This is a genomic window from Streptomyces sp. NBC_00091 (genome assembly GCF_026343185.1).
In the GTDB taxonomy this organism is placed as follows: domain Bacteria; phylum Actinomycetota; class Actinomycetes; order Streptomycetales; family Streptomycetaceae; genus Streptomyces.
Genome location: NZ_JAPEMA010000001.1, coordinates 1,863,869 through 1,883,115, shown reverse-complemented (window position 1 = coordinate 1,883,115; position 19,247 = coordinate 1,863,869). Strand labels below are relative to the sequence as shown.

The following is a 19,247-nucleotide window of genomic DNA, read 5'->3' as shown; positions in this document are numbered from 1 at the left end:
CCGGCAGCCTCTGGGGCAACAGGAGCCACGCTCTCGTTGCCCCGGGGACCGGCCGGCTTTCCAGCAAAGATCACCTGGCGCCGATCTGTAAGGCGTACAGAACCACTCTCCAGGAGGACCCCCGTGGCGAAGGCGAAGTTCGAGCGGACTAAGCCGCACGTCAACATCGGCACCATCGGTCACATTGACCACGGTAAGACGACCCTCACGGCCGCCATTACCAAGGTGCTGCACGACGCGTACCCGGACCTGAACGAGGCCTCGGCCTTCGACCAGATCGACAAGGCTCCTGAGGAGCGCCAGCGCGGTATCACCATCTCCATCGCGCACGTCGAGTACCAGACCGAGGCGCGTCACTACGCCCACGTCGACTGCCCGGGTCACGCGGACTACATCAAGAACATGATCACCGGTGCCGCCCAGATGGACGGTGCCATCCTCGTGGTCGCCGCCACCGACGGCCCGATGCCGCAGACCAAGGAGCACGTGCTCCTGGCCCGCCAGGTCGGCGTCCCCTACATCGTCGTCGCCCTGAACAAGGCCGACATGGTGGACGACGAGGAGATCCTGGAGCTCGTCGAGCTCGAGGTCCGTGAGCTGCTCTCCGAGTACGACTTCCCGGGCGACGACCTTCCGGTCGTCCAGGTCTCCGCGCTGAAGGCGCTCGAGGGCGACAAGGAGTGGGGCGAGAAGCTCCTCGGCCTCATGAAGGCCGTCGACGAGGCGATCCCCACCCCGCCGCGTGACACCGAGAAGCCGTTCCTCATGCCCGTCGAGGACGTCTTCACGATCACCGGTCGTGGCACCGTCGTCACCGGTCGTATCGAGCGTGGTGTCCTGAAGGTCAACGAGACCGTCGACATCATCGGCATCAAGACCGAGAAGACCACCACCACGGTCACCGGCATCGAGATGTTCCGCAAGCTGCTCGACGAGGGCCAGGCCGGCGAGAACGTCGGTCTGCTCCTCCGTGGCATCAAGCGCGAGGACGTCGAGCGCGGCCAGGTCATCATCAAGCCCGGTTCGGTCACGCCGCACACCGAGTTCGAGGCCGCCGCGTACATCCTGTCGAAGGACGAGGGTGGCCGTCACACCCCGTTCTTCAACAACTACCGCCCGCAGTTCTACTTCCGTACCACGGACGTGACCGGCGTCGTTACCCTCCCCGAGGGCACCGAGATGGTCATGCCGGGCGACAACACCGACATGACGGTCGCGCTGATCCAGCCGGTCGCCATGGAGGAGGGCCTGAAGTTCGCCATCCGTGAGGGTGGTCGTACCGTGGGCGCCGGCCAGGTCACCAAGATCACGAAGTAATTCGTGTTCTGACCTGGTAGCTCGCGCGAGCGGGCACCATGTTTGACGGGAGGGCCCCTTCCCCACCGCTCCGGCGGCGGGGGAGGGGCCCTTCGTCGTACCCCGTAAGGGCTGCTGACCGGGAAGGCCGAAGCCCGTCAGGCGGCCGAGGGGGCCCGCCGCTGCCGGCGGAGTCCCGTACGTCCGACCGGGGCCCCGGAGGCCGTGTACCCGGACCAGCCGACGCTGAAGGACCCATTCCGGGGCTCGCCGGCGCTGAAGACGCCTCCCGGGCGGCCCGACCCCCTCCGGTGACCCGGTCGACCCGTACGACCGCAGCAGGAACCTGGACGGCCCCGCGGCGGACGAATGCGGAGAGATCACAAGGTTCTGACCTGGGACGGTCCCCGTCGGGCGATGGGTGTGGCGCGGTTTGACGTGATCGCGCGGCGGGGTATTCTCTTCGGCCCGATTGGCCAGGTGCCCGTCTCGTATGGCAGACTACTCAAGTTGCTCGGTTGAGTGCCGATGCTGTGCGCCTCCCGCCGGGAGGACCGGAAGCGAGTCCCACAGTACTCGTCGTCCTTAATCTGCCTTTCGGGGCAGCAATGAGGACGGACGTACGGGAATCTTCTGGGAAGTATCAGCACGGCGCACACCAGGCACTCGGTGGGTGTCTTTCCCCCGATGCGCGGTCCAGGGACCGCACCCCCTTGGACGAGGGAATTTCCGTATGGGAATTTTCTGTAGAGGGAGTGCGACACGCCCGACCGCGTGGGTCGGAGGAAGGACTGCAGGAGCTGCTCCTGCGGCCGGCCGAGGGCCAGAGCGTTTCCACACAGAGACAGGACTACGGAGTAGCCATGGCGGGACAGAAGATCCGCATCCGGCTCAAGGCCTACGACCACGAGGTCATCGATTCCTCGGCGAAGAAGATCGTCGAGACGGTGACGCGCACTGGTGCGTCGGTCGCGGGCCCGGTGCCGCTGCCCACTGAGAAGAACGTGTACTGCGTCATCAAGTCGCCGCACAAGTACAAGGACTCGCGCGAGCACTTCGAGATGCGCACGCACAAGCGCCTGATCGACATCCTCGACCCGACGCCCAAGACCGTTGACTCGCTGATGCGCCTGGACCTTCCGGCCGGCGTTGACATCGAGATCAAGCTCTGAGAGGCGTCGAGAAGATGGCAAAGCAGATCAAGGGCGTCCTGGGCGAGAAGCTCGGCATGACCCAGGTCTGGGACGAGAACAACCGTGTCGTCCCGGTCACCGTGGTCAAGGCCGGACCCTGCGTCGTTACCCAGGTCCGTACGAACGACATCGACGGCTACGAGTCGGTCCAGATCGCCTTCGGCGAGATCGACCCGCGCAAGGTGAACAAGCCCCTCAAGGGCCACTTCGCCAAGGCCGACGTCACCCCCCGCCGCCACCTGGTGGAGCTCCGCACCTCCGACGCCAGCGAGTACACGCTCGGCCAGGAGATCACTGCTGAGGTGTTCGAGTCCGGCGTCAAGGTTGACGTCACGGGCAACAGCAAGGGCAAGGGCTTCGCCGGTGTCATGAAGCGGCACAACTTCCGGGGCCTCGGCGCCGGTCACGGTGTGCAGCGCAAGCACCGCTCCCCCGGTTCGATCGGTGGCTGCGCCACCCCTGGGCGTGTCTTCAAGGGCATGCGCATGGCCGGTCGTATGGGTAACGAGCGCGTCACCACCCAGAACCTGACCATCCACGCGGTTGACGCGGAGAAGGGTCTGCTCCTTATCAAGGGTGCGGTCCCCGGTCCGAACGGCGGCCTCGTCCTGGTCCGTACCGCGGCCAAGGGGGCTTGAGGTAATGAGCACCATTGACATCCTTTCGCCGGCAGGCGACAAGGCCGGTACCGTCGAGCTCCCCGCGGAGATCTTCGACGCGAAGACCAGCGTTCCGCTGATCCACCAGGTCGTTGTCGCTCAGCTGGCTGCTGCCCGTCAGGGCACGCACAAGACCAAGCGTCGTGGCGAAGTCCGTGGTGGTGGCCGCAAGCCGTACCGCCAGAAGGGCACCGGCCGCGCTCGCCAGGGTTCCACCCGCGCTCCGCAGTTCGTCGGCGGTGGCGTCGTCCACGGCCCGCAGCCGCGTGACTACTCCCAGCGGACCCCGAAGAAGATGAAGGCCGCCGCCCTCCGCGGTGCCCTCTCGGACCGTGCGCGTCACTCCCGCATCCACGTCGTCACCGGCGTGGTCGAGGGTGCCGCCTCCACGAAGGCCGCCAAGACGCTGTTCGGCAAGATCTCGGAGCGCAAGAACCTGCTCCTGGTCGTCGACCGCAGCGAAGAGGCCGCGTGGCTGTCCGCCCGCAACCTGCCCCAGGTTCACATCCTGGAGCCGGGCCAGCTGAACACGTACGACGTGATCGTCTCTGACGACGTGGTCTTCACCCAGGCCGCTTTCGAGTCCTTCGTGTCTGGCCCCAAGGCCGATGAGACCGAAGGGAGCGACGCCTGATGTCTGAGGCGACCGTTACCAGCAAGACCTTCACTGACCCGCGCGACCTGCTGATCAAGCCGGTTGTCTCGGAGAAGAGCTACGCGCTGCTGGACGAGAACAAGTACACGTTCATCGTCGCGCCCGGCTCCAACAAGACCCAGATCAAGCAGGCCGTCGAGGCGGTCTTCGGGGTCAAGGTCACCGGGGTCAACACGATCAACCGTCAGGGTAAGCGCAAGCGCACCAAGACCGGTTTCGGCAAGCGCGCTGACACCAAGCGCGCCATCGTGACCCTCGCTGAGGGCGACCGAATCGACATCTTCGGCGGCCAGGCCTCCTAACGGAGGTCTAGTCGTCCGGAATCGGACGAGGACTGAGAAATGGGTATCCGCAAGTACAAGCCGACGACCCCGGGCCGTCGTGGCTCCAGCGTCGCCGACTTTGTCGAGATCACGCGGTCCACGCCGGAGAAGTCGCTGGTTCGCCCCCTGCACAGCAAGGGCGGCCGTAACAACACCGGTCGGATCACCGTTCGCCACCAGGGTGGTGGACACAAGCGCGCCTACCGCGTGATCGACTTCCGTCGTCACGACAAGGACGGCGTGCCGGCCAAGGTCGCGCACATCGAGTACGACCCCAACCGCACCGCGCGCATCGCGCTCCTGCACTACGCGGACGGCGAGAAGCGCTACATCATCGCGCCGAAGGCTCTGAAGCAGGGCGACCGGATTGAGAACGGCCCCACGGCCGACATCAAGCCCGGTAACAACCTGGCGCTCCGCAACATCCCGGTCGGTACCACGATCCACGCGATCGAGCTCCGTCCCGGTGGCGGCGCGAAGTTCGCCCGCTCGGCCGGTGCCTCCGTGCAGCTGCTGGCGAAGGAGGGCACGATGGCCCACCTTCGTATGCCGTCCGGTGAGATCCGTCTCGTCGACGCGCGCTGCCGCGCCACGGTCGGCGAGGTCGGCAACGCCGAGCAGTCGAACATCAACTGGGGCAAGGCCGGCCGTATGCGCTGGAAGGGCGTTCGCCCGTCCGTCCGCGGTGTCGCGATGAACCCGGTTGACCACCCGCACGGTGGTGGTGAGGGCAAGACCAGTGGTGGTCGCCACCCGGTCTCCCCGTGGGGTCAGAAGGAGGGTCGTACTCGCTCGCCGAAGAAGGCTTCGAGCAAGTACATCGTCCGCCGCCGCAAGACGAACAAGAAGCGCTAGGAGCGGGTTTAGATGCCGCGCAGTCTCAAGAAGGGGCCCTTCGTCGACGACCACCTCGTAAAGAAGGTGGATGTCCAGAACGAAGCCGGCACCAAGAACGTCATCAAGACCTGGTCCCGTCGCTCGATGATCATCCCCAGCATGCTGGGTCACACCATCGCGGTGCACAACGGCAAGACCCACGTCCCGGTGTTCGTCACCGAGTCGATGGTCGGCCACAAGCTCGGCGAGTTCTCGCCGACTCGCACCTTCCGCGGCCACGTCAAGGACGACCGGAAGTCGAAGCGCCGCTAAAGGCGGGGTGGTTATGACTATGACTTACACCGAAGGGACAACCATGGAAGCCAGGGCCCAGGCGCGGTACATCCGCGTCACGCCCATGAAGGCCCGCCGAGTGGTGGACCTTATCCGTGGCATGGATGCCACGGAGGCTCAGGCGGTCCTGCGTTTCGCCCCGCAGGCCGCGAGCGTGCCGGTCGGCAAGGTGCTGGACAGCGCCATTGCCAACGCCGCACACAACTACAACCACCCGGACGCCTCCACGCTGGTCATCAGCGAGGCGTACGTGGACGAGGGCCCGACCCTGAAGCGGTTCCGTCCGCGTGCCCAGGGCCGTGCCTACCGGATCCGCAAGCGGACCAGCCACATCACCGTGGTCGTCAGCAGCAAGGAAGGTTCCCGGTAATGGGCCAGAAGGTAAACCCGCACGGGTTCCGGCTCGGCATCACCACCGACTTCAAGTCGCGTTGGTACGCCGACAAGCTGTACAAGGACTACGTCAAGGAAGACGTCGCCATCCGTCGGATGATGACGTCCGGCATGGAGCGCGCCGGCATCTCGAAGGTTGAGATCGAGCGCACCCGTGACCGCGTGCGTGTGGACATCCACACCGCTCGTCCGGGCATCGTCATCGGCCGCCGTGGCGCCGAGGCCGACCGCATCCGCGGTGACCTCGAGAAGCTCACGGGCAAGCAGGTCCAGCTGAACATCCTCGAGGTCAAGAACCCCGAGCTTGACGCTCAGCTGGTTGCCCAGGCCGTTGCCGAGCAGCTCTCCTCCCGCGTCTCCTTCCGTCGTGCCATGCGCAAGAGCATGCAGGGCACGATGAAGGCCGGCGCCAAGGGCATCAAGATCCAGTGTGGCGGCCGTCTCGGCGGCGCCGAGATGTCCCGCTCCGAGTTCTACCGCGAAGGCCGTGTGCCGCTGCACACCCTCCGCGCGAACGTGGACTACGGCTTCTTCGAGGCCAAGACCACCTTCGGCCGTATCGGTGTGAAGGTCTGGATCTACAAGGGCGACGTCAAGAACATCGCCGAGGTTCGCGCCGAGAACGCTGCGGCCCGTGCGGGTAACCGCCCGGCCCGTGGTGCTCAGGGCGCTGGCGACCGTCCCGCCGGCCGTGGTGGCCGTGGTGGCGAGCGCGGCGGCCGTGGTGGCCGCAAGCCGCAGCAGGCTGCTGGTGCCGAGGCCCCCAAGGCCGACGCTCCCGCCGCCGCTCCGGCCGAGAGCACCGGAACGGAGGCCTGACCGACATGCTGATCCCTCGTAGGGTCAAGCACCGCAAGCAGCACCACCCGAAGCGCAGCGGTATGGCCAAGGGCGGTACTGAGGTCTCGTTCGGCGAGTACGGCATCCAGGCGCTTACCCCCGCCTACGTGACGAACCGCCAGATCGAGGCGGCTCGTATCGCGATGACCCGCCACATCAAGCGTGGCGGCAAGGTCTGGATCAACATCTACCCGGACCGCCCCCTGACGAAGAAGCCGGCCGAGACCCGCATGGGTTCCGGTAAGGGTTCTCCCGAGTGGTGGATCGCCAACGTGCACCCGGGCCGGGTCATGTTCGAGCTGTCCTACCCGAACGAGAAGATTGCTCGTGAGGCGCTTACCCGCGCTGCTCACAAGCTTCCGATGAAGTGCCGGATTGTTCGGCGCGAGGCAGGTGAGTCGTGATGGCGACGGGAACCAAGGCGTCCGAGCTGCGTGAGCTCGGCAACGAGGAGCTCGTTGGCAAGCTGCGCGAGGCCAAGGAGGAGCTGTTCAAGCTCCGCTTCCAGGCGGCCACTGGTCAGCTGGAGAACAACGGCCGGCTCAAGTCCGTCCGTAAGGACATCGCTCGCATCTACACCCTGATGCACGAGCGTGAGCTCGGTATCGAGACGGTGGAGAGCGCCTGATGAGCGAGAACAACGTGACTGAGAAGACCGAGCGCGGTTTCCGCAAGACCCGTGAGGGTCTGGTCGTCAGCGACAAGATGGACAAGACCGTCGTCGTCGCCGTCGAGGACCGCGTGAAGCACGCCCTGTACGGCAAGGTCATCCGCCGTACGAACAAGCTCAAGGCGCACGACGAGCAGAACGCTGCCGGCGTCGGCGACCGCGTCCTCATCATGGAGACGCGTCCGCTGTCGGCGAGCAAGCGCTGGCGCATCGTCGAGATCCTCGAGAAGGCCAAGTAAGCACCTGAGGGGTTTCCCTTAGGTTCGTTCCGCCAGGCTCGGTGGGGGCCACCGCTCTTCGGAGTGTGAGGCCCCCGCCGGGAACCGGCAGACAAACAGGAGATACACGTGATCCAGCAGGAGTCGCGACTGCGTATCGCCGACAACACTGGTGCCAAGGAAATCCTTTGCATCCGTGTTCTCGGTGGTTCCGGTCGCCGCTACGCGGGCATCGGTGACGTCATCGTCGCCACCGTCAAGGACGCGATCCCCGGTGGCAACGTGAAGAAGGGTGACGTCGTCAAGGCGGTCATCGTTCGCACCGTCAAGGAGCGTCGCCGCCAGGACGGCTCGTACATCCGCTTTGACGAGAACGCCGCCGTCATTCTGAAGAACGACGGCGACCCTCGCGGCACCCGTATCTTCGGCCCGGTGGGCCGTGAGCTGCGCGAGAAGAAGTTCATGAAGATCATCTCGCTCGCGCCGGAGGTGCTGTAAGCATGAAGATCAAGAAGGGCGACCTGGTTCAGGTCATCACCGGTAAGGACAAGGGCAAGCAGGGCAAGGTCATCGCGGCCTTCCCCGCCGACGACCGCGTCCTCGTCGAGGGTGTCAACCGGGTCAAGAAGCACACCAAGGCTGGCCAGAACCAGGCCGGTGGCATTGTGATCACCGAGGCCCCGGTCCACGTCAGCAACGTTCAGCTGGTTGTGGAGAAGGACGGCGAGAAGGTCGTCACCCGCGTCGGCTACCGCTTCGACGACGAGGGCAACAAGATCCGCGTTGCCAAGCGGACGGGTGAGGACATCTGATGGCTACCACTCCGCGTCTCAAGACGAAGTACCGCGAGGACATCGCGGGCAAGCTGCGTGAGGAGTTCTCCTACGAGAACGTCATGCAGATCCCCGGCCTCGTGAAGATCGTGGTCAACATGGGTGTGGGCGACGCCGCCCGCGACTCCAAGCTGATCGACGGCGCCATCCGCGACCTGACGACGATCACCGGTCAGAAGCCGGCCGTCACGAAGGCCCGCAAGTCCATCGCGCAGTTCAAGCTGCGCGAGGGTCAGCCGATCGGCTGCCACGTCACCCTCCGTGGTGACCGCATGTGGGAGTTCCTGGACCGTACGCTGTCGCTCGCGCTGCCGCGTATCCGTGACTTCCGTGGTCTGTCGCCGAAGCAGTTCGACGGCCGTGGCAACTACACCTTCGGTCTCACGGAGCAGGTCATGTTCCACGAGATCGACCAGGACAAGATCGACCGTACCCGGGGTATGGACATCACCGTGGTCACCACGGCGACCAACGACGCTGAGGGCCGCGCGCTCCTCCGTCACCTCGGCTTCCCCTTCAAGGAGGCGTAAGCGAGATGGCGAAGAAGGCTCTCATCGCGAAGGCTGCCCGCAAGCCCAAGTTCGGTGTGCGTGCGTACACCCGCTGCCAGCGCTGCGGTCGCCCCCACTCCGTGTACCGCAAGTTCGGCCTGTGCCGCGTCTGCCTTCGTGAGATGGCTCACCGTGGCGAGCTGCCGGGCGTGACCAAGAGCTCCTGGTAACTACCTCCGGTCCGTAAGGACTTGGGGAAGTACCAGAGACTCTCGGTAAGCATCTGGTCGGCGGATGCCCGGCCCCGCATGCCTTAGGCTTGTGTGGTTGGGCGTCCGCCGCCCATAACGACTTACTACGCCGTAGGTCCCCGCACCGCACCCGTCCCGCCTCTGAGCGGGGAGAGGGATGGCGCATACAGGAAACCCCGGCGAGAGAGGCCGAAGGCCACTTCATGACCATGACTGACCCGATCGCAGACATGCTCACGCGTCTGCGTAACGCTAACTCGGCGTACCACGACACCGTCGTGATGCCGCACAGCAAGATCAAGTCGCACATCGCAGAGATCCTCAAGCAGGAGGGTTTCATCACCGGCTGGAAGGTCGAGGACGCCGAGGTCGGCAAGAACCTCGTCCTCGAGCTGAAGTTCGGGCCGAACCGCGAGCGCTCCATTGCGGGCATCAAGCGGATCTCGAAGCCCGGTCTGCGCGTGTACGCGAAGTCCACCAACCTGCCGAAGGTGCTCGGCGGCCTGGGCGTGGCGATCATCTCCACGTCCCACGGTCTCCTCACCGGCCAGCAGGCAGGCAAGAAGGGCGTAGGTGGGGAAGTCCTCGCCTACGTCTGGTAGTCGGGAACGGAGGAAAAGCAATGTCGCGAATCGGCAAGCTCCCCATCCAGGTTCCCGCCGGTGTGGACGTCACCATCGATGGCCGCACGGTCGCGGTGAAGGGCCCCAAGGGTCTCCTTTCCCACACCGTCGCCGCGCCGATCGAGATCGTCAAGGGTGAGGACGGCGTTCTGAACGTCACCCGCCCCAACGACGAGCGTCAGAACAAGGCCCTGCACGGCCTGTCCCGCACGCTGGTGGCGAACATGATCACCGGCGTGACCACGGGTTACGTCAAGGCTCTCGAGATCAGCGGTGTCGGTTACCGCGTCGCCGCGAAGGGCTCCGACCTGGAGTTCCAGCTCGGTTACAGCCACCCGATCCTGATCGAGGCGCCTGACGGCATCTCGTTCAAGGTCGAGTCGCCGACCAAGTTCACGGTCGAGGGCATCGACAAGCAGAAGGTCGGCGAGGTCGCCGCCAACATCCGCAAGCTGCGGAAGCCCGACCCGTACAAGGCCAAGGGTGTCAAGTACGCCGGCGAAGTCATCCGCCGCAAGGTCGGAAAGGCTGGTAAGTAGCCATGGCATACGGTGTGAAGATCGCCAAGGGCGACGCGTACAAGCGCGCTGCCAAGGCTCGCCGCCACATCCGCATCCGCAAGAACGTCTCGGGTACGGCGGAGCGTCCGCGCCTCGTCGTGACGCGTTCCAACCGCAACATCGTTGCTCAGGTCATCGACGACCTCCAGGGTCACACCCTGGCGTCCGCGTCGACCCTGGACGCTTCGATCCGCGGTGGCGAAGGCGACAAGAGCGCCCAGGCCCAGGCTGTCGGCGCGCTCGTCGCCGAGCGTGCCAAGGCTGCGGGTGTCGAGACCGTCGTGTTCGACCGCGGTGGCAACCGATACGCCGGGCGCATTGCCGCTCTGGCTGACGCCGCCCGCGAAGCCGGGCTGAAGTTCTAAGCCCCGGTTCCGGGACTCACGGACGTAACAGAGAGAGGTAATCCAATGGCTGGACCCCAGCGCCGCGGAAGCGGTGCCGGTGGCGGCGAGCGGCGGGACCGGAAGGGTCGCGACGGTGGCCCTGCCGCCGAGAAGACCGCTTACGTTGAGCGCGTTGTCGCGATCAACCGCGTCGCCAAGGTTGTCAAGGGTGGTCGCCGCTTCAGCTTCACCGCGCTGGTCGTGGTGGGCGACGGTGACGGCACCGTAGGTGTCGGTTACGGCAAGGCCAAGGAAGTTCCCGCGGCCATCGCCAAGGGTGTCGAGGAAGCCAAGAAGAACTTCTTCAAGGTTCCGCGCATCCAGGGCACCATCCCTCACCCGATCACGGGCGAGCGCGCTGCGGGCGTCGTGCTGCTGAAGCCGGCTTCCCCCGGTACCGGTGTTATCGCCGGTGGCCCGGTGCGCGCCGTTCTCGAGTGCGCCGGCGTTCACGACATCCTGTCGAAGTCGCTCGGCTCTTCGAACGCGATCAACATCGTGCACGCGACCGTGGCGGCCCTCAAGGGCCTGCAGCGTCCCGAGGAGATCGCGGCTCGCCGTGGTCTGCCCCTCGAGGACGTCGCTCCCGCGGCTCTGCTCCGTGCGCGTGCTGGGGCGGGTGTCTAATGGCCCGCCTCAAGATCACGCAGACGAAGTCGTACATCGGCAGCAAGCAGAACCACCGCGACACGCTGCGTTCGCTCGGGCTCAAGCGCCTGAACGACGTCGTCGTCAAGGAGGACCGCCCCGAGTTCCGCGGAATGGTTCACACCGTCCGCCACCTCGTGACGGTTGAGGAGGTTGACTAATCATGGCTGAGAACAGCCCGCTGAAGGCCCACAACCTCCGTCCCGCCCCCGGCGCCAAGACCGCGAAGACCCGTGTCGGTCGTGGTGAGGCGTCGAAGGGTAAGACGGCCGGTCGTGGTACGAAGGGCCAGAAGGCCCGTTACCAGATCCCGCAGCGCTTCGAGGGTGGGCAGATGCCCCTCCACATGCGCCTGCCGAAGCTCAAGGGCTTCAAGAACCCGTTCCGCACCGAGTTCCAGGTCGTGAACCTGGACAAGCTCGGTGCCCTCTACCCCGAGGGTGGAGAGGTCACGGTGGCCGACCTGGTCGCCAAGGGCGCGGTTCGCAAGAACAGCCTCGTCAAGGTCCTGGGCCAGGGCGAGATCTCCGTGGCGCTGACGGTTTCGGTTGACGCCGTTTCCGCCTCCGCCAAGGAGAAGATTGCCGCTGCCGGCGGCACCGTCACCGAGCTCGTCTAAGACGAAACTCTTGTGACAAATAGCTAGAAACCCGACCGGGGATGCCTCACATAAGGGGCATCCCCGGTTGGTCGTTCCACGGGGGGCACACTCGCCGGTAAGGTGGCGTGCACCTTTGCTTGTACGTATTCGTCGATCCCTCAGACCGTCACCTCTGACGCAGTAGCGCGGGGGTCGCAGGAGGCACCGTGCTCACCGCGTTCGCCCGGGCGTTCAAGACGCCCGACCTGCGCAAGAAGCTGCTCTTCACGCTCGGCATCATCGTGCTGTATCGGCTCGGGTCCCACATCCCGGTACCCGGCGTGAGCTACAAGAACGTTCAGATCTGTGTGGACCAGATGGGGAGCAGCAACAGCCTCTTCGGTCTGGTCAACATGTTCAGCGGCGGTGCGCTGCTGCAGATCACGATCTTCGCGCTCGGCATCATGCCGTACATCACGGCGAGCATCATCCTGCAGCTGCTGACCGTGGTCATCCCGAAGCTGGAGAACCTCAAAAAAGAGGGACAGTCCGGCACGTCGAAGATCACTCAGTACACGCGCTATTTGACGGTCGCACTCGCGATCCTCCAGGGCACCGGCCTGGTCGCCACCGCGCGGACCGGCGCCCTCTTCGGCACCTGCCCGGTCGCTCGGGAGATCGTCCCGGACCGCTCGATCTTCACCACGGTCGTCATGGTGCTCACCATGACCGCCGGTACCTGTGTCGTCATGTGGCTCGGTGAGCTGATCACCGACCGCGGCATCGGCAACGGCATGTCCATCCTCATGTTCATCTCGATCGCGGCCGGCTTCGTCTCCGCCCTCTGGACGATCAAGCTCCAGGGCAAGATCGCTGATGGCTGGGTGGAGTTCGGCGTCGTCATCCTGGTGGGCCTCGCGATGGTGGCCCTGGTGGTCTTCGTCGAGCAGGCGCAGCGCCGGATCCCGGTCCAGTACGCGAAGCGCATGATCGGCCGCCGTGCTTACGGCGGTACGTCCACCTACATCCCGCTCAAGGTGAACCAGGCCGGTGTCATCCCGGTCATCTTCGCCTCGTCGCTGCTGTACATCCCGGCCCTGATCGTGCAGTTCAGCGGCTCGACGGCCGGCTGGGCGACCTGGATCCAGAAGCACTTCGTCAAGGGCGACCACCCGTACTACATCGCGACCTACTTCCTCCTGATCGTCTTCTTCGCGTTCTTCTACGTGGCGATCTCGTTCAACCCCGAGGAAGTTGCGGACAACATGAAGAAGTATGGTGGCTTCATCCCGGGCATCCGCGCCGGCCGGCCTACCGCCGAGTACCTGAGCTACGTACTCAACCGGATCACTTGGCCGGGGTCGCTGTACCTGGGTCTGATCGCTCTTGTGCCGACAATGGCGTTGGCCGGCTTCGGAGCGAACCAGAACTTCCCGTTCGGCGGGACGAGCATCCTCATCATCGTGGGTGTGGGTCTGGAAACCGTGAAGCAGATCGAGAGCCAGCTCCAGCAGCGCAACTACGAAGGGTTCCTCCGCTGATGCGAATCGTCCTCGTCGGACCCCCCGGTGCGGGCAAGGGAACGCAGGCCGCGTTCCTCGCCAAGAACCTGTCGATCCCGCACATCTCCACGGGCGACCTCTTCCGCGCCAACATCAGCCAGAACACTGAGCTGGGGCTGCGCGCGAAGGCGTTCATGGACGCCGGTGACCTCGTCCCCGACGAGATCACCATCGGCATGGCCAAGGACCGCATGGAGCAGCCGGACGCCGCGGGCGGTTTCCTGCTCGACGGCTTCCCGCGCAACGTCTCGCAGGCCGAGGCGCTGGACGCGATGCTCCAGGGCGAGGGCATGAAGCTCGACGCCGTCCTCGACCTGGAGGTCGAGGAGGACGAGGTCGTCAAGCGGATCGCCGGCCGGCGCATCTGCCGCAAGGACTCCGCGCACGTCTTCCACGTCTCGTACGCCGCGCCGAAGACCGAGGGTGTCTGCGACACCTGCGGCGGCGAGCTGTACCAGCGCGACGACGACTCGGAGTCCACGGTCCGCAACCGGCTGAAGGTCTACCACACGCAGACCGAGCCGATCATCGGCTACTACAAGGAGCAGGGCCTGCTGGTGACGATCCCCGCCCTCGGCGAGGTGCACGAGATCACCAAGCGGGCGATGGACGCCCTGAAGAAGTAGTCACCCCTGTGTGACCAGTACGGCCGCGGTGTCCCTCGGGCATCGCGGCCGTACTGTTGAGAAGACCCGTTTTCGAAGGTGGAAGGTCCGTAGATGGTTCAGCTGAAGACCCCCGAGCAGATCGCGAAGATGCGCGAGGCAGGGCTGGTCGTCGCCGCGATCCACGCGGCGACCCGTGAGGCGGCCGTGCCGGGCGCCACGACGCGGGATCTGGACATGGTGGCCCGCAAGGTGATCGCGGACGCCGGGGCCAAGTCGAACTTCCTCGGCTACGGGGGCTTCCCCGCGACCATCTGCACTTCGGTGAACGAGGTCGTCGTCCACGGCATCCCGGACGACAAGACGGTCCTGAAGGACGGCGACGTCATCTCCATCGACGCCGGCGCGATCGTGGACGGCTGGCACGGCGACGCCGCCTACACGGCCTTCGTGGGCACCGGTCACGCTCCGGAGCTGATCGAGCTGTCCCGGGTGACCGAGGAGTCGATGTGGGCCGGCATCGCGGCCATGAAGCTCGGCAACCGCCTGGTGGACATCTCGAAGGCGATCGAGACCTACATCAAGCGCCAGCCGCGGCCCGCCACCGGTGAGCACAGCCTCGGCAAGTTCGGGATCATCGAGGACTACGGCGGCCACGGCATCGGCTCCGAGATGCACATGGACCCGCACCTGCTGAACTACGTCTCGCGCAAGCGGGGCAAGGGCATCAAGCTGGTCCCGGGCCTCTGCCTGGCGATCGAGCCCATGGTCTCCCTGGGCACCGCGCAGACGGAGGTCCTGGCGGACGACTGGACGGTCATCACGACGGACGGCACCTGGTCCTCGCACTGGGAGCACTCGATCGCGCTGACGGAAGCCGGCCCGATCGTCCTGACCAGCCCGGACTGCGGCAAGGCGAAGCTGGCGGAGTACGGCGTGACCACCGCGCCCGACCCGCTCGGGTAGCCGCAGGTTAATGATCTAGACTCATGGGCAAACTTTCCGGATTCGTCTTTCTGGGTGCCCTGACGTAGACTGACTCGTCGGCTCTCGTGCACTTCCATGCCTGCATGGCGACGCACGGGGCCGATCAAGGTAGCCGATTCGAAAGGCGAAGCGTGGCCAAGAAGCAAGGTGCCATCGAAATCGAGGGCACCGTGATCGAGTCCCTCCCGAACGCGATGTTCAAGGTGGAACTCCAGAACGGTCACAAGGTCCTCGCGCACATCAGCGGCAAGATGCGTATGCACTACATCCGCATCCTCCCCGATGACCGGGTCGTTGTGGAGCTGTCTCCGTACGACCTGACGCGTGGCCGGATCGTCTACCGATACAAGTAGATCTTGTCCTCACTCCTGCCTGGGCATCCGTCCCGGTGCGGGTGGTGGCACTGACCCGGAGAACCTCACCAACATGAAGGTCAAGCCGAGCGTCAAGAAGATCTGCGACAAGTGCAAGGTGATCCGCCGTCACGGTCGGGTCATGGTCATCTGCGACAACCTGCGCCACAAGCAGCGCCAGGGCTGACGCACGCCGACCGACCTGCACTACGCAGTTCTTCGCGCGACGTAAGAAAACGTACATACGCAGAACCCGCCCAGCCCTGCAAGGGGCCGGCGGCACCTCCGGCGGGGGCCGGGGACCCGGACGTACCACCATCCATCAAGGGTGGTCGGCGGTCGGGGCCGGTTCTGCGGAAGACCCCCGAACACACAGGAGCCATTTGTGGCACGCGTTTCCGGTGTTGACATCCCGCGCGAAAAGCGTGTGGAGATCGCACTCACCTACGTCTTCGGTATCGGGCGCACCCGGTCCAAGGAGATCCTCGACTCCACGGGCGTGAACCCGAACACCCGCGTTCGTGACCTGGCCGAAGAGGACCTCGTCAAGATCCGCGAGTACGTGGACGCCAACCTCCGTACCGAGGGTGACCTCCGCCGCGAGATCCAGGGCGACATTCGCCGCAAGATCGAGATCCAGTGCTACCAGGGTATCCGCCACCGTCGCGGCCTCCCGGTGCACGGCCAGCGCACCAGCACGAACGCGCGTACCCGCAAGGGCCCGCGTCGCGCGATCGCCGGTAAGAAGAAGCCGGGCAAGAAGTAGTCCTGTTCAGCGGTCTTGCGCTGTAGGACCGACCACCTCCCGTAGGAGATTTAGATGCCCCCCAAGGGTCGTCAGGGCGCTGCCAAGAAGGTGCGCCGCAAGGAAAAGAAGAACGTCGCTCACGGGCACGCCCACATCAAGAGCACGTTCAACAACACCATCGTCTCGATCACGGACCCCTCGGGCAACGTGATCTCCTGGGCCTCCGCCGGCCACGTCGGCTTCAAGGGCTCGCGCAAGTCCACCCCCTTCGCCGCGCAGATGGCCGCCGAGTCGGCCGCCCGCCGCGCGCAGGAGCACGGCATGCGCAAGGTTGACGTCTTCGTCAAGGGTCCGGGCTCCGGCCGCGAGACCGCGATCCGCTCCCTCCAGGCCACCGGCCTCGAGGTCGGCTCGATCCAGGACGTCACCCCCACCCCGCACAACGGCTGCCGCCCGCCGAAGCGCCGCCGCGTCTGACGCAGCGGACGCACCTGTGCGTCTTTGAGTGTCCGGGCGGTACGAACCCTTCGCGGGGGACGTACCGCCCGTACCCTTGTAAGTCCGCGGCCTCCCGGCCGCACCCGTCGGGCGTCAAATAGTGGGCGTCCACGACTGAAGGAACAGACATGCTTATCGCTCAGCGTCCTTCGCTGACCGAAGAGGTCGTCGACGAGTACCGCTCGCGGTTCGTGATCGAGCCGCTGGAGCCGGGCTTCGGCTACACCCTCGGCAACTCCCTGCGCCGTACCCTCCTGTCCTCCATCCCGGGTGCCGCTGTCACCAGCATCCGCGTGGACGGCGTCCTGCACGAGTTCACCACCGTGCCGGGCGTCAAGGAAGACGTCACGGACATCATCCTCAACATCAAGCAGCTGGTCGTCTCCTCGGAGCACGACGAGCCGGTCGTGATGTACCTGCGCAAGCAGGGTCCCGGCCTGGTCACCGCTGCCGACATCGCGCCCCCGGCCGGTGTCGAGGTGCACAACCCGGACCTGGTCCTCGCCACGCTCAACGGCAAGGGCAAGCTGGAGATGGAGCTGACCGTCGAGCGCGGTCGCGGCTACGTCTCCGCCGTCCAGAACAAGCAGCTGGGCCAGGAGATCGGTCGCATCCCGATCGACTCCATCTACAGCCCGGTCCTCAAGGTCACCTACAAGGTCGAGGCGACCCGAGTCGAGCAGCGCACCGACTTCGACAAGCTGATCGTCGACGTCGAGACCAAGCAGGCCATGCGCCCGCGCGACGCCATGGCGTCCGCCGGTAAGACCCTGGTCGAGCTGTTCGGTCTGGCCCGCGAGCTCAACATCGACGCCGAGGGCATCGACATGGGCCCCTCGCCGACGGACGCGGCCCTGGCCGCCGATCTGGCGCTGCCGATCGAGGAGCTCGAGCTCACCGTTCGGTCGTACAACTGCCTCAAGCGCGAGGGCATCCACTCCGTGGGTGAGCTCGTCGCCCGCTCCGAGGCCGACCTGCTCGACATCCGCAACTTCGGTGCGAAGTCGATCGACGAGGTCAAGGCGAAGCTGGCCGGCATGGGCCTGGCCCTCAAGGACAGCCCGCCCGGATTCGACCCGACCGCCGCCGCCGATGCCTTTGGCGCCGACGACGACGCGGACGCCGGTTTCGTCGAGACCGAGCAGTACTAGAAAAGCTTGTGGGGGGCTCACGCCCCCCACACCCCCTCTCGCGACCGCTTGAGGGAACTGACTCCGGTACCTGACACGGCCGGTGCAGATTTGAAGGAGTAACAATGCCGCGTCCCGCAAAGGGTGCCCGCCTGGGCGGCTCCGCCGCGCACGAGAAGCACCTCCTCGCGAACCTCGCGAAGGCGCTCTTCGAGCACGGCCGCATCACCACCACCGAGGCCAAGGCCCGTCGCCTGCGTCCCTACGCCGAGCGTCTGGTCACCAAGGCCAAGAAGGGCGACATCCACAACCGTCGCCTGGTGCTGCAGACGATCACGGACAAGAGCATCGTGCACACGCTGTTCACCGAGATCGCCCCGCGCTACGAGAACCGCCCCGGTGGTTACACGCGCATCACCAAGATCGGCAACCGTCGTGGCGACAACGCCCCGATGGCGGTCATCGAGCTGGTCGAGGCCCTGACGGTCGCCCAGCAGGCCACCGGTGAGGCCGAGGCCGCCACCAAGCGCGCGGTCAAGGAGGCGGAGGCTGTCGAGACCCCCGCCGAGGAGACCAAGGAGGCCTGATCCTTCGGGATCACGCTTGCTTGAACGGCTCTGAACGGGCCCGCCCCCTTCCGGGGCGGGCCCGTTCTGCATTTCTGTGCGTCTGAGAGGATCTGTCACGTGAGTGACGAGGTGGAGCCCGGGCACGTCCGGGTGCGGCTGGACCTGTCGTACGACGGCAAGGACTTCTCCGGCTGGGCGAAGCAGCGCACGCTGCGGACCGTCCAGGGCGAGCTGGAGTCCGCCCTGAAGACCGTGATGCGGCTGTCCGAGCCGGTCGATCTGACCGTGGCCGGACGCACCGACGCCGGGGTGCACGCCCGCGGGCAGGTCGCGCAGTTCGACGTGGCCGAGGAGGTGTGGGCCGAGCACCGGGACAAGCTGCTGCGGCGCCTCGCGGGGCGCCTGCCGCACGACGTACGGGTGTGGAAGGCCGCCGAGGCCCCCGAGGGCTTCAACGCGCGGTTCTCGGCCATCTGGCGCCGCTACGCCTACCGCGTCGGCGACCACCAGGCCGGCGTGGACCCGCTGCGCCGCGGGCACGTGCTGTGGCACCAGTGGCCCCTGGACGTGGACGCCATGAACGAGGCCGCCGCCGCGCTGGTCGGCGAGCACGACTTCGCCGCGTACTGCAAGAAGCGCGAGGGCGCCACGACCATCCGTACGCTCCAGCAGCTCAGCTGGGAGCGGGCCGAGGACGGGATCATCACCGCGACGGTCCGCGCGGACGCGTTCTGCCACAACATGGTCCGCTCGCTGGTCGGAGCGCTCCTCCACGTGGGCGACGGGCACCGGCCGGTCGAATGGCCCGGGCAGGTGCTGGCCGCGGCCGTACGGGACTCCTCCGTGCACGTGGTGAAGCCGCACGGGCTCACCCTGGAGGAGGTCGGCTACCCGGCGGACGAGCTGCTGGCCGCCCGCAGCAAGGAGGCGCGGAACGTGCGCACCCTCCCCGGGGCCGGCTGCTGCTGACCCCTCGCGGGAATCCGTTTGGGCGGATCGCCGCCGG

Annotated in this window: 32 protein-coding genes; all 32 read left to right on the top strand. The window is 66.0% G+C overall.

The genetic code is table 11. The annotated features are described in order from the left end of the window. The first annotated feature begins 123 nt into the window (after window positions 1–123). The 32 genes from tuf (at window position 124) to truA (ending at window position 19,210) form a co-directional block, all read left to right on the top strand. Window positions 124–1,317 (top strand): elongation factor Tu, encoded by a 1,194-nt coding sequence (gene tuf, locus OOK34_RS08375; RefSeq protein WP_267033230.1) that lies wholly within the window; start codon window positions 124–126, stop codon window positions 1,315–1,317. An 842-nt stretch (window positions 1,318–2,159) separates the two neighbouring features. Continuing rightward, the gene (gene rpsJ, locus OOK34_RS08370) at window positions 2,160–2,468 is read left to right on the top strand and encodes a 30S ribosomal protein S10 (RefSeq protein WP_003948644.1); all 309 of its coding nucleotides are present in this window, start codon (window positions 2,160–2,162) and stop codon (window positions 2,466–2,468) included. 14 nt (window positions 2,469–2,482) lie between these two features. Next, window positions 2,483–3,127: a 50S ribosomal protein L3 gene (gene rplC, locus OOK34_RS08365; protein WP_007265899.1), complete on the top strand. Its 645-nt coding sequence runs from the start codon at window positions 2,483–2,485 to the stop codon at window positions 3,125–3,127. A gap of 4 nt (window positions 3,128–3,131) precedes the next feature. Further along, the gene (rplD, locus tag OOK34_RS08360) at window positions 3,132–3,782 is read left to right on the top strand and encodes a 50S ribosomal protein L4 (protein WP_267033229.1); all 651 of its coding nucleotides are present in this window, start codon (window positions 3,132–3,134) and stop codon (window positions 3,780–3,782) included. Beyond that, the gene (gene rplW, locus OOK34_RS08355; RefSeq protein WP_030154694.1) at window positions 3,782–4,105 is read left to right on the top strand and encodes a 50S ribosomal protein L23; all 324 of its coding nucleotides are present in this window, start codon (window positions 3,782–3,784) and stop codon (window positions 4,103–4,105) included. Before rplD ends, rplW begins: the two co-directional genes overlap by 1 nt. Before the next feature lie 39 nt (window positions 4,106–4,144). Beyond that, window positions 4,145–4,981 (top strand): 50S ribosomal protein L2, encoded by an 837-nt coding sequence (gene rplB / locus OOK34_RS08350; protein ID WP_008739715.1) that lies wholly within the window; start codon window positions 4,145–4,147, stop codon window positions 4,979–4,981. 12 nt (window positions 4,982–4,993) lie between these two features. Beyond that, window positions 4,994–5,275, top strand: coding sequence for a 30S ribosomal protein S19 (rpsS, locus tag OOK34_RS08345; protein ID WP_008739713.1), 282 nt, complete (start codon window positions 4,994–4,996; stop codon window positions 5,273–5,275). Window positions 5,276–5,318: 43 nt separating this feature from the next. Beyond that, window positions 5,319–5,666 (top strand): 50S ribosomal protein L22, encoded by a 348-nt coding sequence (gene rplV, locus OOK34_RS08340; RefSeq protein ID WP_007265904.1) that lies wholly within the window; start codon window positions 5,319–5,321, stop codon window positions 5,664–5,666. Next, window positions 5,666–6,508, top strand: a complete 843-nt coding sequence (rpsC, locus tag OOK34_RS08335) for a 30S ribosomal protein S3 (RefSeq protein WP_008739710.1) — start codon at window positions 5,666–5,668, stop codon at window positions 6,506–6,508. The genes rplV and rpsC overlap by 1 nt, the downstream gene beginning before the upstream one ends. Window positions 6,509–6,513: 5 nt before the next feature. Further along, the gene (gene rplP / locus OOK34_RS08330) at window positions 6,514–6,933 is read left to right on the top strand and encodes a 50S ribosomal protein L16 (RefSeq protein ID WP_112447745.1); all 420 of its coding nucleotides are present in this window, start codon (window positions 6,514–6,516) and stop codon (window positions 6,931–6,933) included. Beyond that, window positions 6,933–7,157 (top strand): 50S ribosomal protein L29, encoded by a 225-nt coding sequence (gene rpmC, locus OOK34_RS08325; RefSeq protein ID WP_008739703.1) that lies wholly within the window; start codon window positions 6,933–6,935, stop codon window positions 7,155–7,157. The genes rplP and rpmC overlap by 1 nt, the downstream gene beginning before the upstream one ends. After that, window positions 7,157–7,438: a 30S ribosomal protein S17 gene (gene rpsQ / locus OOK34_RS08320; protein ID WP_030008467.1), complete on the top strand. Its 282-nt coding sequence runs from the start codon at window positions 7,157–7,159 to the stop codon at window positions 7,436–7,438. The genes rpmC and rpsQ overlap by 1 nt, the downstream gene beginning before the upstream one ends. Window positions 7,439–7,546: 108 nt before the next feature. Next, a complete protein-coding gene (gene rplN, locus OOK34_RS08315; protein ID WP_008739701.1) occupies window positions 7,547–7,915 on the top strand; it encodes a 50S ribosomal protein L14 in 369 nt (122 codons plus the stop codon). Between the two features lie 2 nt (window positions 7,916–7,917). Then, window positions 7,918–8,229 carry a 50S ribosomal protein L24 gene (rplX, locus tag OOK34_RS08310; RefSeq protein ID WP_267033228.1) on the top strand — a complete coding sequence of 104 codons (312 nt, stop codon included), beginning with the start codon at window positions 7,918–7,920 and terminating at the stop codon, window positions 8,227–8,229. Continuing rightward, a complete protein-coding gene (rplE, locus tag OOK34_RS08305) occupies window positions 8,229–8,780 on the top strand; it encodes a 50S ribosomal protein L5 (RefSeq protein WP_030154702.1) in 552 nt (183 codons plus the stop codon). The genes rplX and rplE overlap by 1 nt, the downstream gene beginning before the upstream one ends. A 5-nt stretch (window positions 8,781–8,785) precedes the next feature. Next, a complete protein-coding gene (locus OOK34_RS08300; RefSeq protein ID WP_003956452.1) occupies window positions 8,786–8,971 on the top strand; it encodes a type Z 30S ribosomal protein S14 in 186 nt (61 codons plus the stop codon). Window positions 8,972–9,195: 224 nt separating this feature from the next. Further along, window positions 9,196–9,594, top strand: a complete 399-nt coding sequence (rpsH, locus tag OOK34_RS08295; RefSeq protein WP_007265911.1) for a 30S ribosomal protein S8 — start codon at window positions 9,196–9,198, stop codon at window positions 9,592–9,594. Window positions 9,595–9,614: 20 nt separating this feature from the next. Continuing rightward, window positions 9,615–10,154: a 50S ribosomal protein L6 gene (gene rplF, locus OOK34_RS08290; RefSeq protein ID WP_267033227.1), complete on the top strand. Its 540-nt coding sequence runs from the start codon at window positions 9,615–9,617 to the stop codon at window positions 10,152–10,154. Between the two features lie 2 nt (window positions 10,155–10,156). Continuing rightward, window positions 10,157–10,540 (top strand): 50S ribosomal protein L18, encoded by a 384-nt coding sequence (rplR, locus tag OOK34_RS08285; protein ID WP_030026334.1) that lies wholly within the window; start codon window positions 10,157–10,159, stop codon window positions 10,538–10,540. A 45-nt stretch (window positions 10,541–10,585) separates the two neighbouring features. Then, entirely contained in the window at window positions 10,586–11,188 is a 603-nt protein-coding gene (gene rpsE, locus OOK34_RS08280) for a 30S ribosomal protein S5 (protein ID WP_267033226.1), read from the top strand. Next, window positions 11,188–11,370, top strand: a complete 183-nt coding sequence (gene rpmD / locus OOK34_RS08275) for a 50S ribosomal protein L30 (protein WP_005313525.1) — start codon at window positions 11,188–11,190, stop codon at window positions 11,368–11,370. Before rpsE ends, rpmD begins: the two co-directional genes overlap by 1 nt. Before the next feature lie 2 nt (window positions 11,371–11,372). Beyond that, window positions 11,373–11,828 carry a 50S ribosomal protein L15 gene (gene rplO, locus OOK34_RS08270; RefSeq protein WP_030154704.1) on the top strand — a complete coding sequence of 152 codons (456 nt, stop codon included), beginning with the start codon at window positions 11,373–11,375 and terminating at the stop codon, window positions 11,826–11,828. Window positions 11,829–12,016: 188 nt separating this feature from the next. After that, window positions 12,017–13,330 carry a preprotein translocase subunit SecY gene (gene secY / locus OOK34_RS08265; RefSeq protein WP_267033225.1) on the top strand — a complete coding sequence of 438 codons (1,314 nt, stop codon included), beginning with the start codon at window positions 12,017–12,019 and terminating at the stop codon, window positions 13,328–13,330. Beyond that, window positions 13,330–13,977, top strand: a complete 648-nt coding sequence (locus OOK34_RS08260) for an adenylate kinase (protein WP_267033224.1) — start codon at window positions 13,330–13,332, stop codon at window positions 13,975–13,977. Before secY ends, OOK34_RS08260 begins: the two co-directional genes overlap by 1 nt. A 93-nt stretch (window positions 13,978–14,070) precedes the next feature. Further along, window positions 14,071–14,922 (top strand): type I methionyl aminopeptidase, encoded by an 852-nt coding sequence (map, locus tag OOK34_RS08255; protein ID WP_267033223.1) that lies wholly within the window; start codon window positions 14,071–14,073, stop codon window positions 14,920–14,922. A 152-nt stretch (window positions 14,923–15,074) separates the two neighbouring features. Continuing rightward, window positions 15,075–15,296 (top strand): translation initiation factor IF-1, encoded by a 222-nt coding sequence (infA, locus tag OOK34_RS08250; RefSeq protein WP_003956442.1) that lies wholly within the window; start codon window positions 15,075–15,077, stop codon window positions 15,294–15,296. Window positions 15,297–15,369: 73 nt separating this feature from the next. Then, the gene (gene rpmJ / locus OOK34_RS08245; protein WP_003956441.1) at window positions 15,370–15,483 is read left to right on the top strand and encodes a 50S ribosomal protein L36; all 114 of its coding nucleotides are present in this window, start codon (window positions 15,370–15,372) and stop codon (window positions 15,481–15,483) included. 198 nt (window positions 15,484–15,681) lie between these two features. Then, window positions 15,682–16,062, top strand: coding sequence for a 30S ribosomal protein S13 (gene rpsM, locus OOK34_RS08240; RefSeq protein WP_267012755.1), 381 nt, complete (start codon window positions 15,682–15,684; stop codon window positions 16,060–16,062). 54 nt (window positions 16,063–16,116) lie between these two features. Beyond that, window positions 16,117–16,521 carry a 30S ribosomal protein S11 gene (gene rpsK, locus OOK34_RS08235; protein ID WP_003956432.1) on the top strand — a complete coding sequence of 135 codons (405 nt, stop codon included), beginning with the start codon at window positions 16,117–16,119 and terminating at the stop codon, window positions 16,519–16,521. 149 nt (window positions 16,522–16,670) lie between these two features. After that, complete coding sequence (locus OOK34_RS08230) at window positions 16,671–17,693, top strand: DNA-directed RNA polymerase subunit alpha (protein ID WP_008739666.1); 1,023 nt, start codon at window positions 16,671–16,673, stop codon at window positions 17,691–17,693. A gap of 104 nt (window positions 17,694–17,797) precedes the next feature. After that, the gene (rplQ, locus tag OOK34_RS08225) at window positions 17,798–18,259 is read left to right on the top strand and encodes a 50S ribosomal protein L17 (protein ID WP_030154710.1); all 462 of its coding nucleotides are present in this window, start codon (window positions 17,798–17,800) and stop codon (window positions 18,257–18,259) included. Window positions 18,260–18,358: 99 nt separating this feature from the next. Next, window positions 18,359–19,210 carry a tRNA pseudouridine(38-40) synthase TruA gene (gene truA, locus OOK34_RS08220; protein WP_267033222.1) on the top strand — a complete coding sequence of 284 codons (852 nt, stop codon included), beginning with the start codon at window positions 18,359–18,361 and terminating at the stop codon, window positions 19,208–19,210. The last annotated feature ends 37 nt before the right edge of the window (window positions 19,211–19,247 follow it).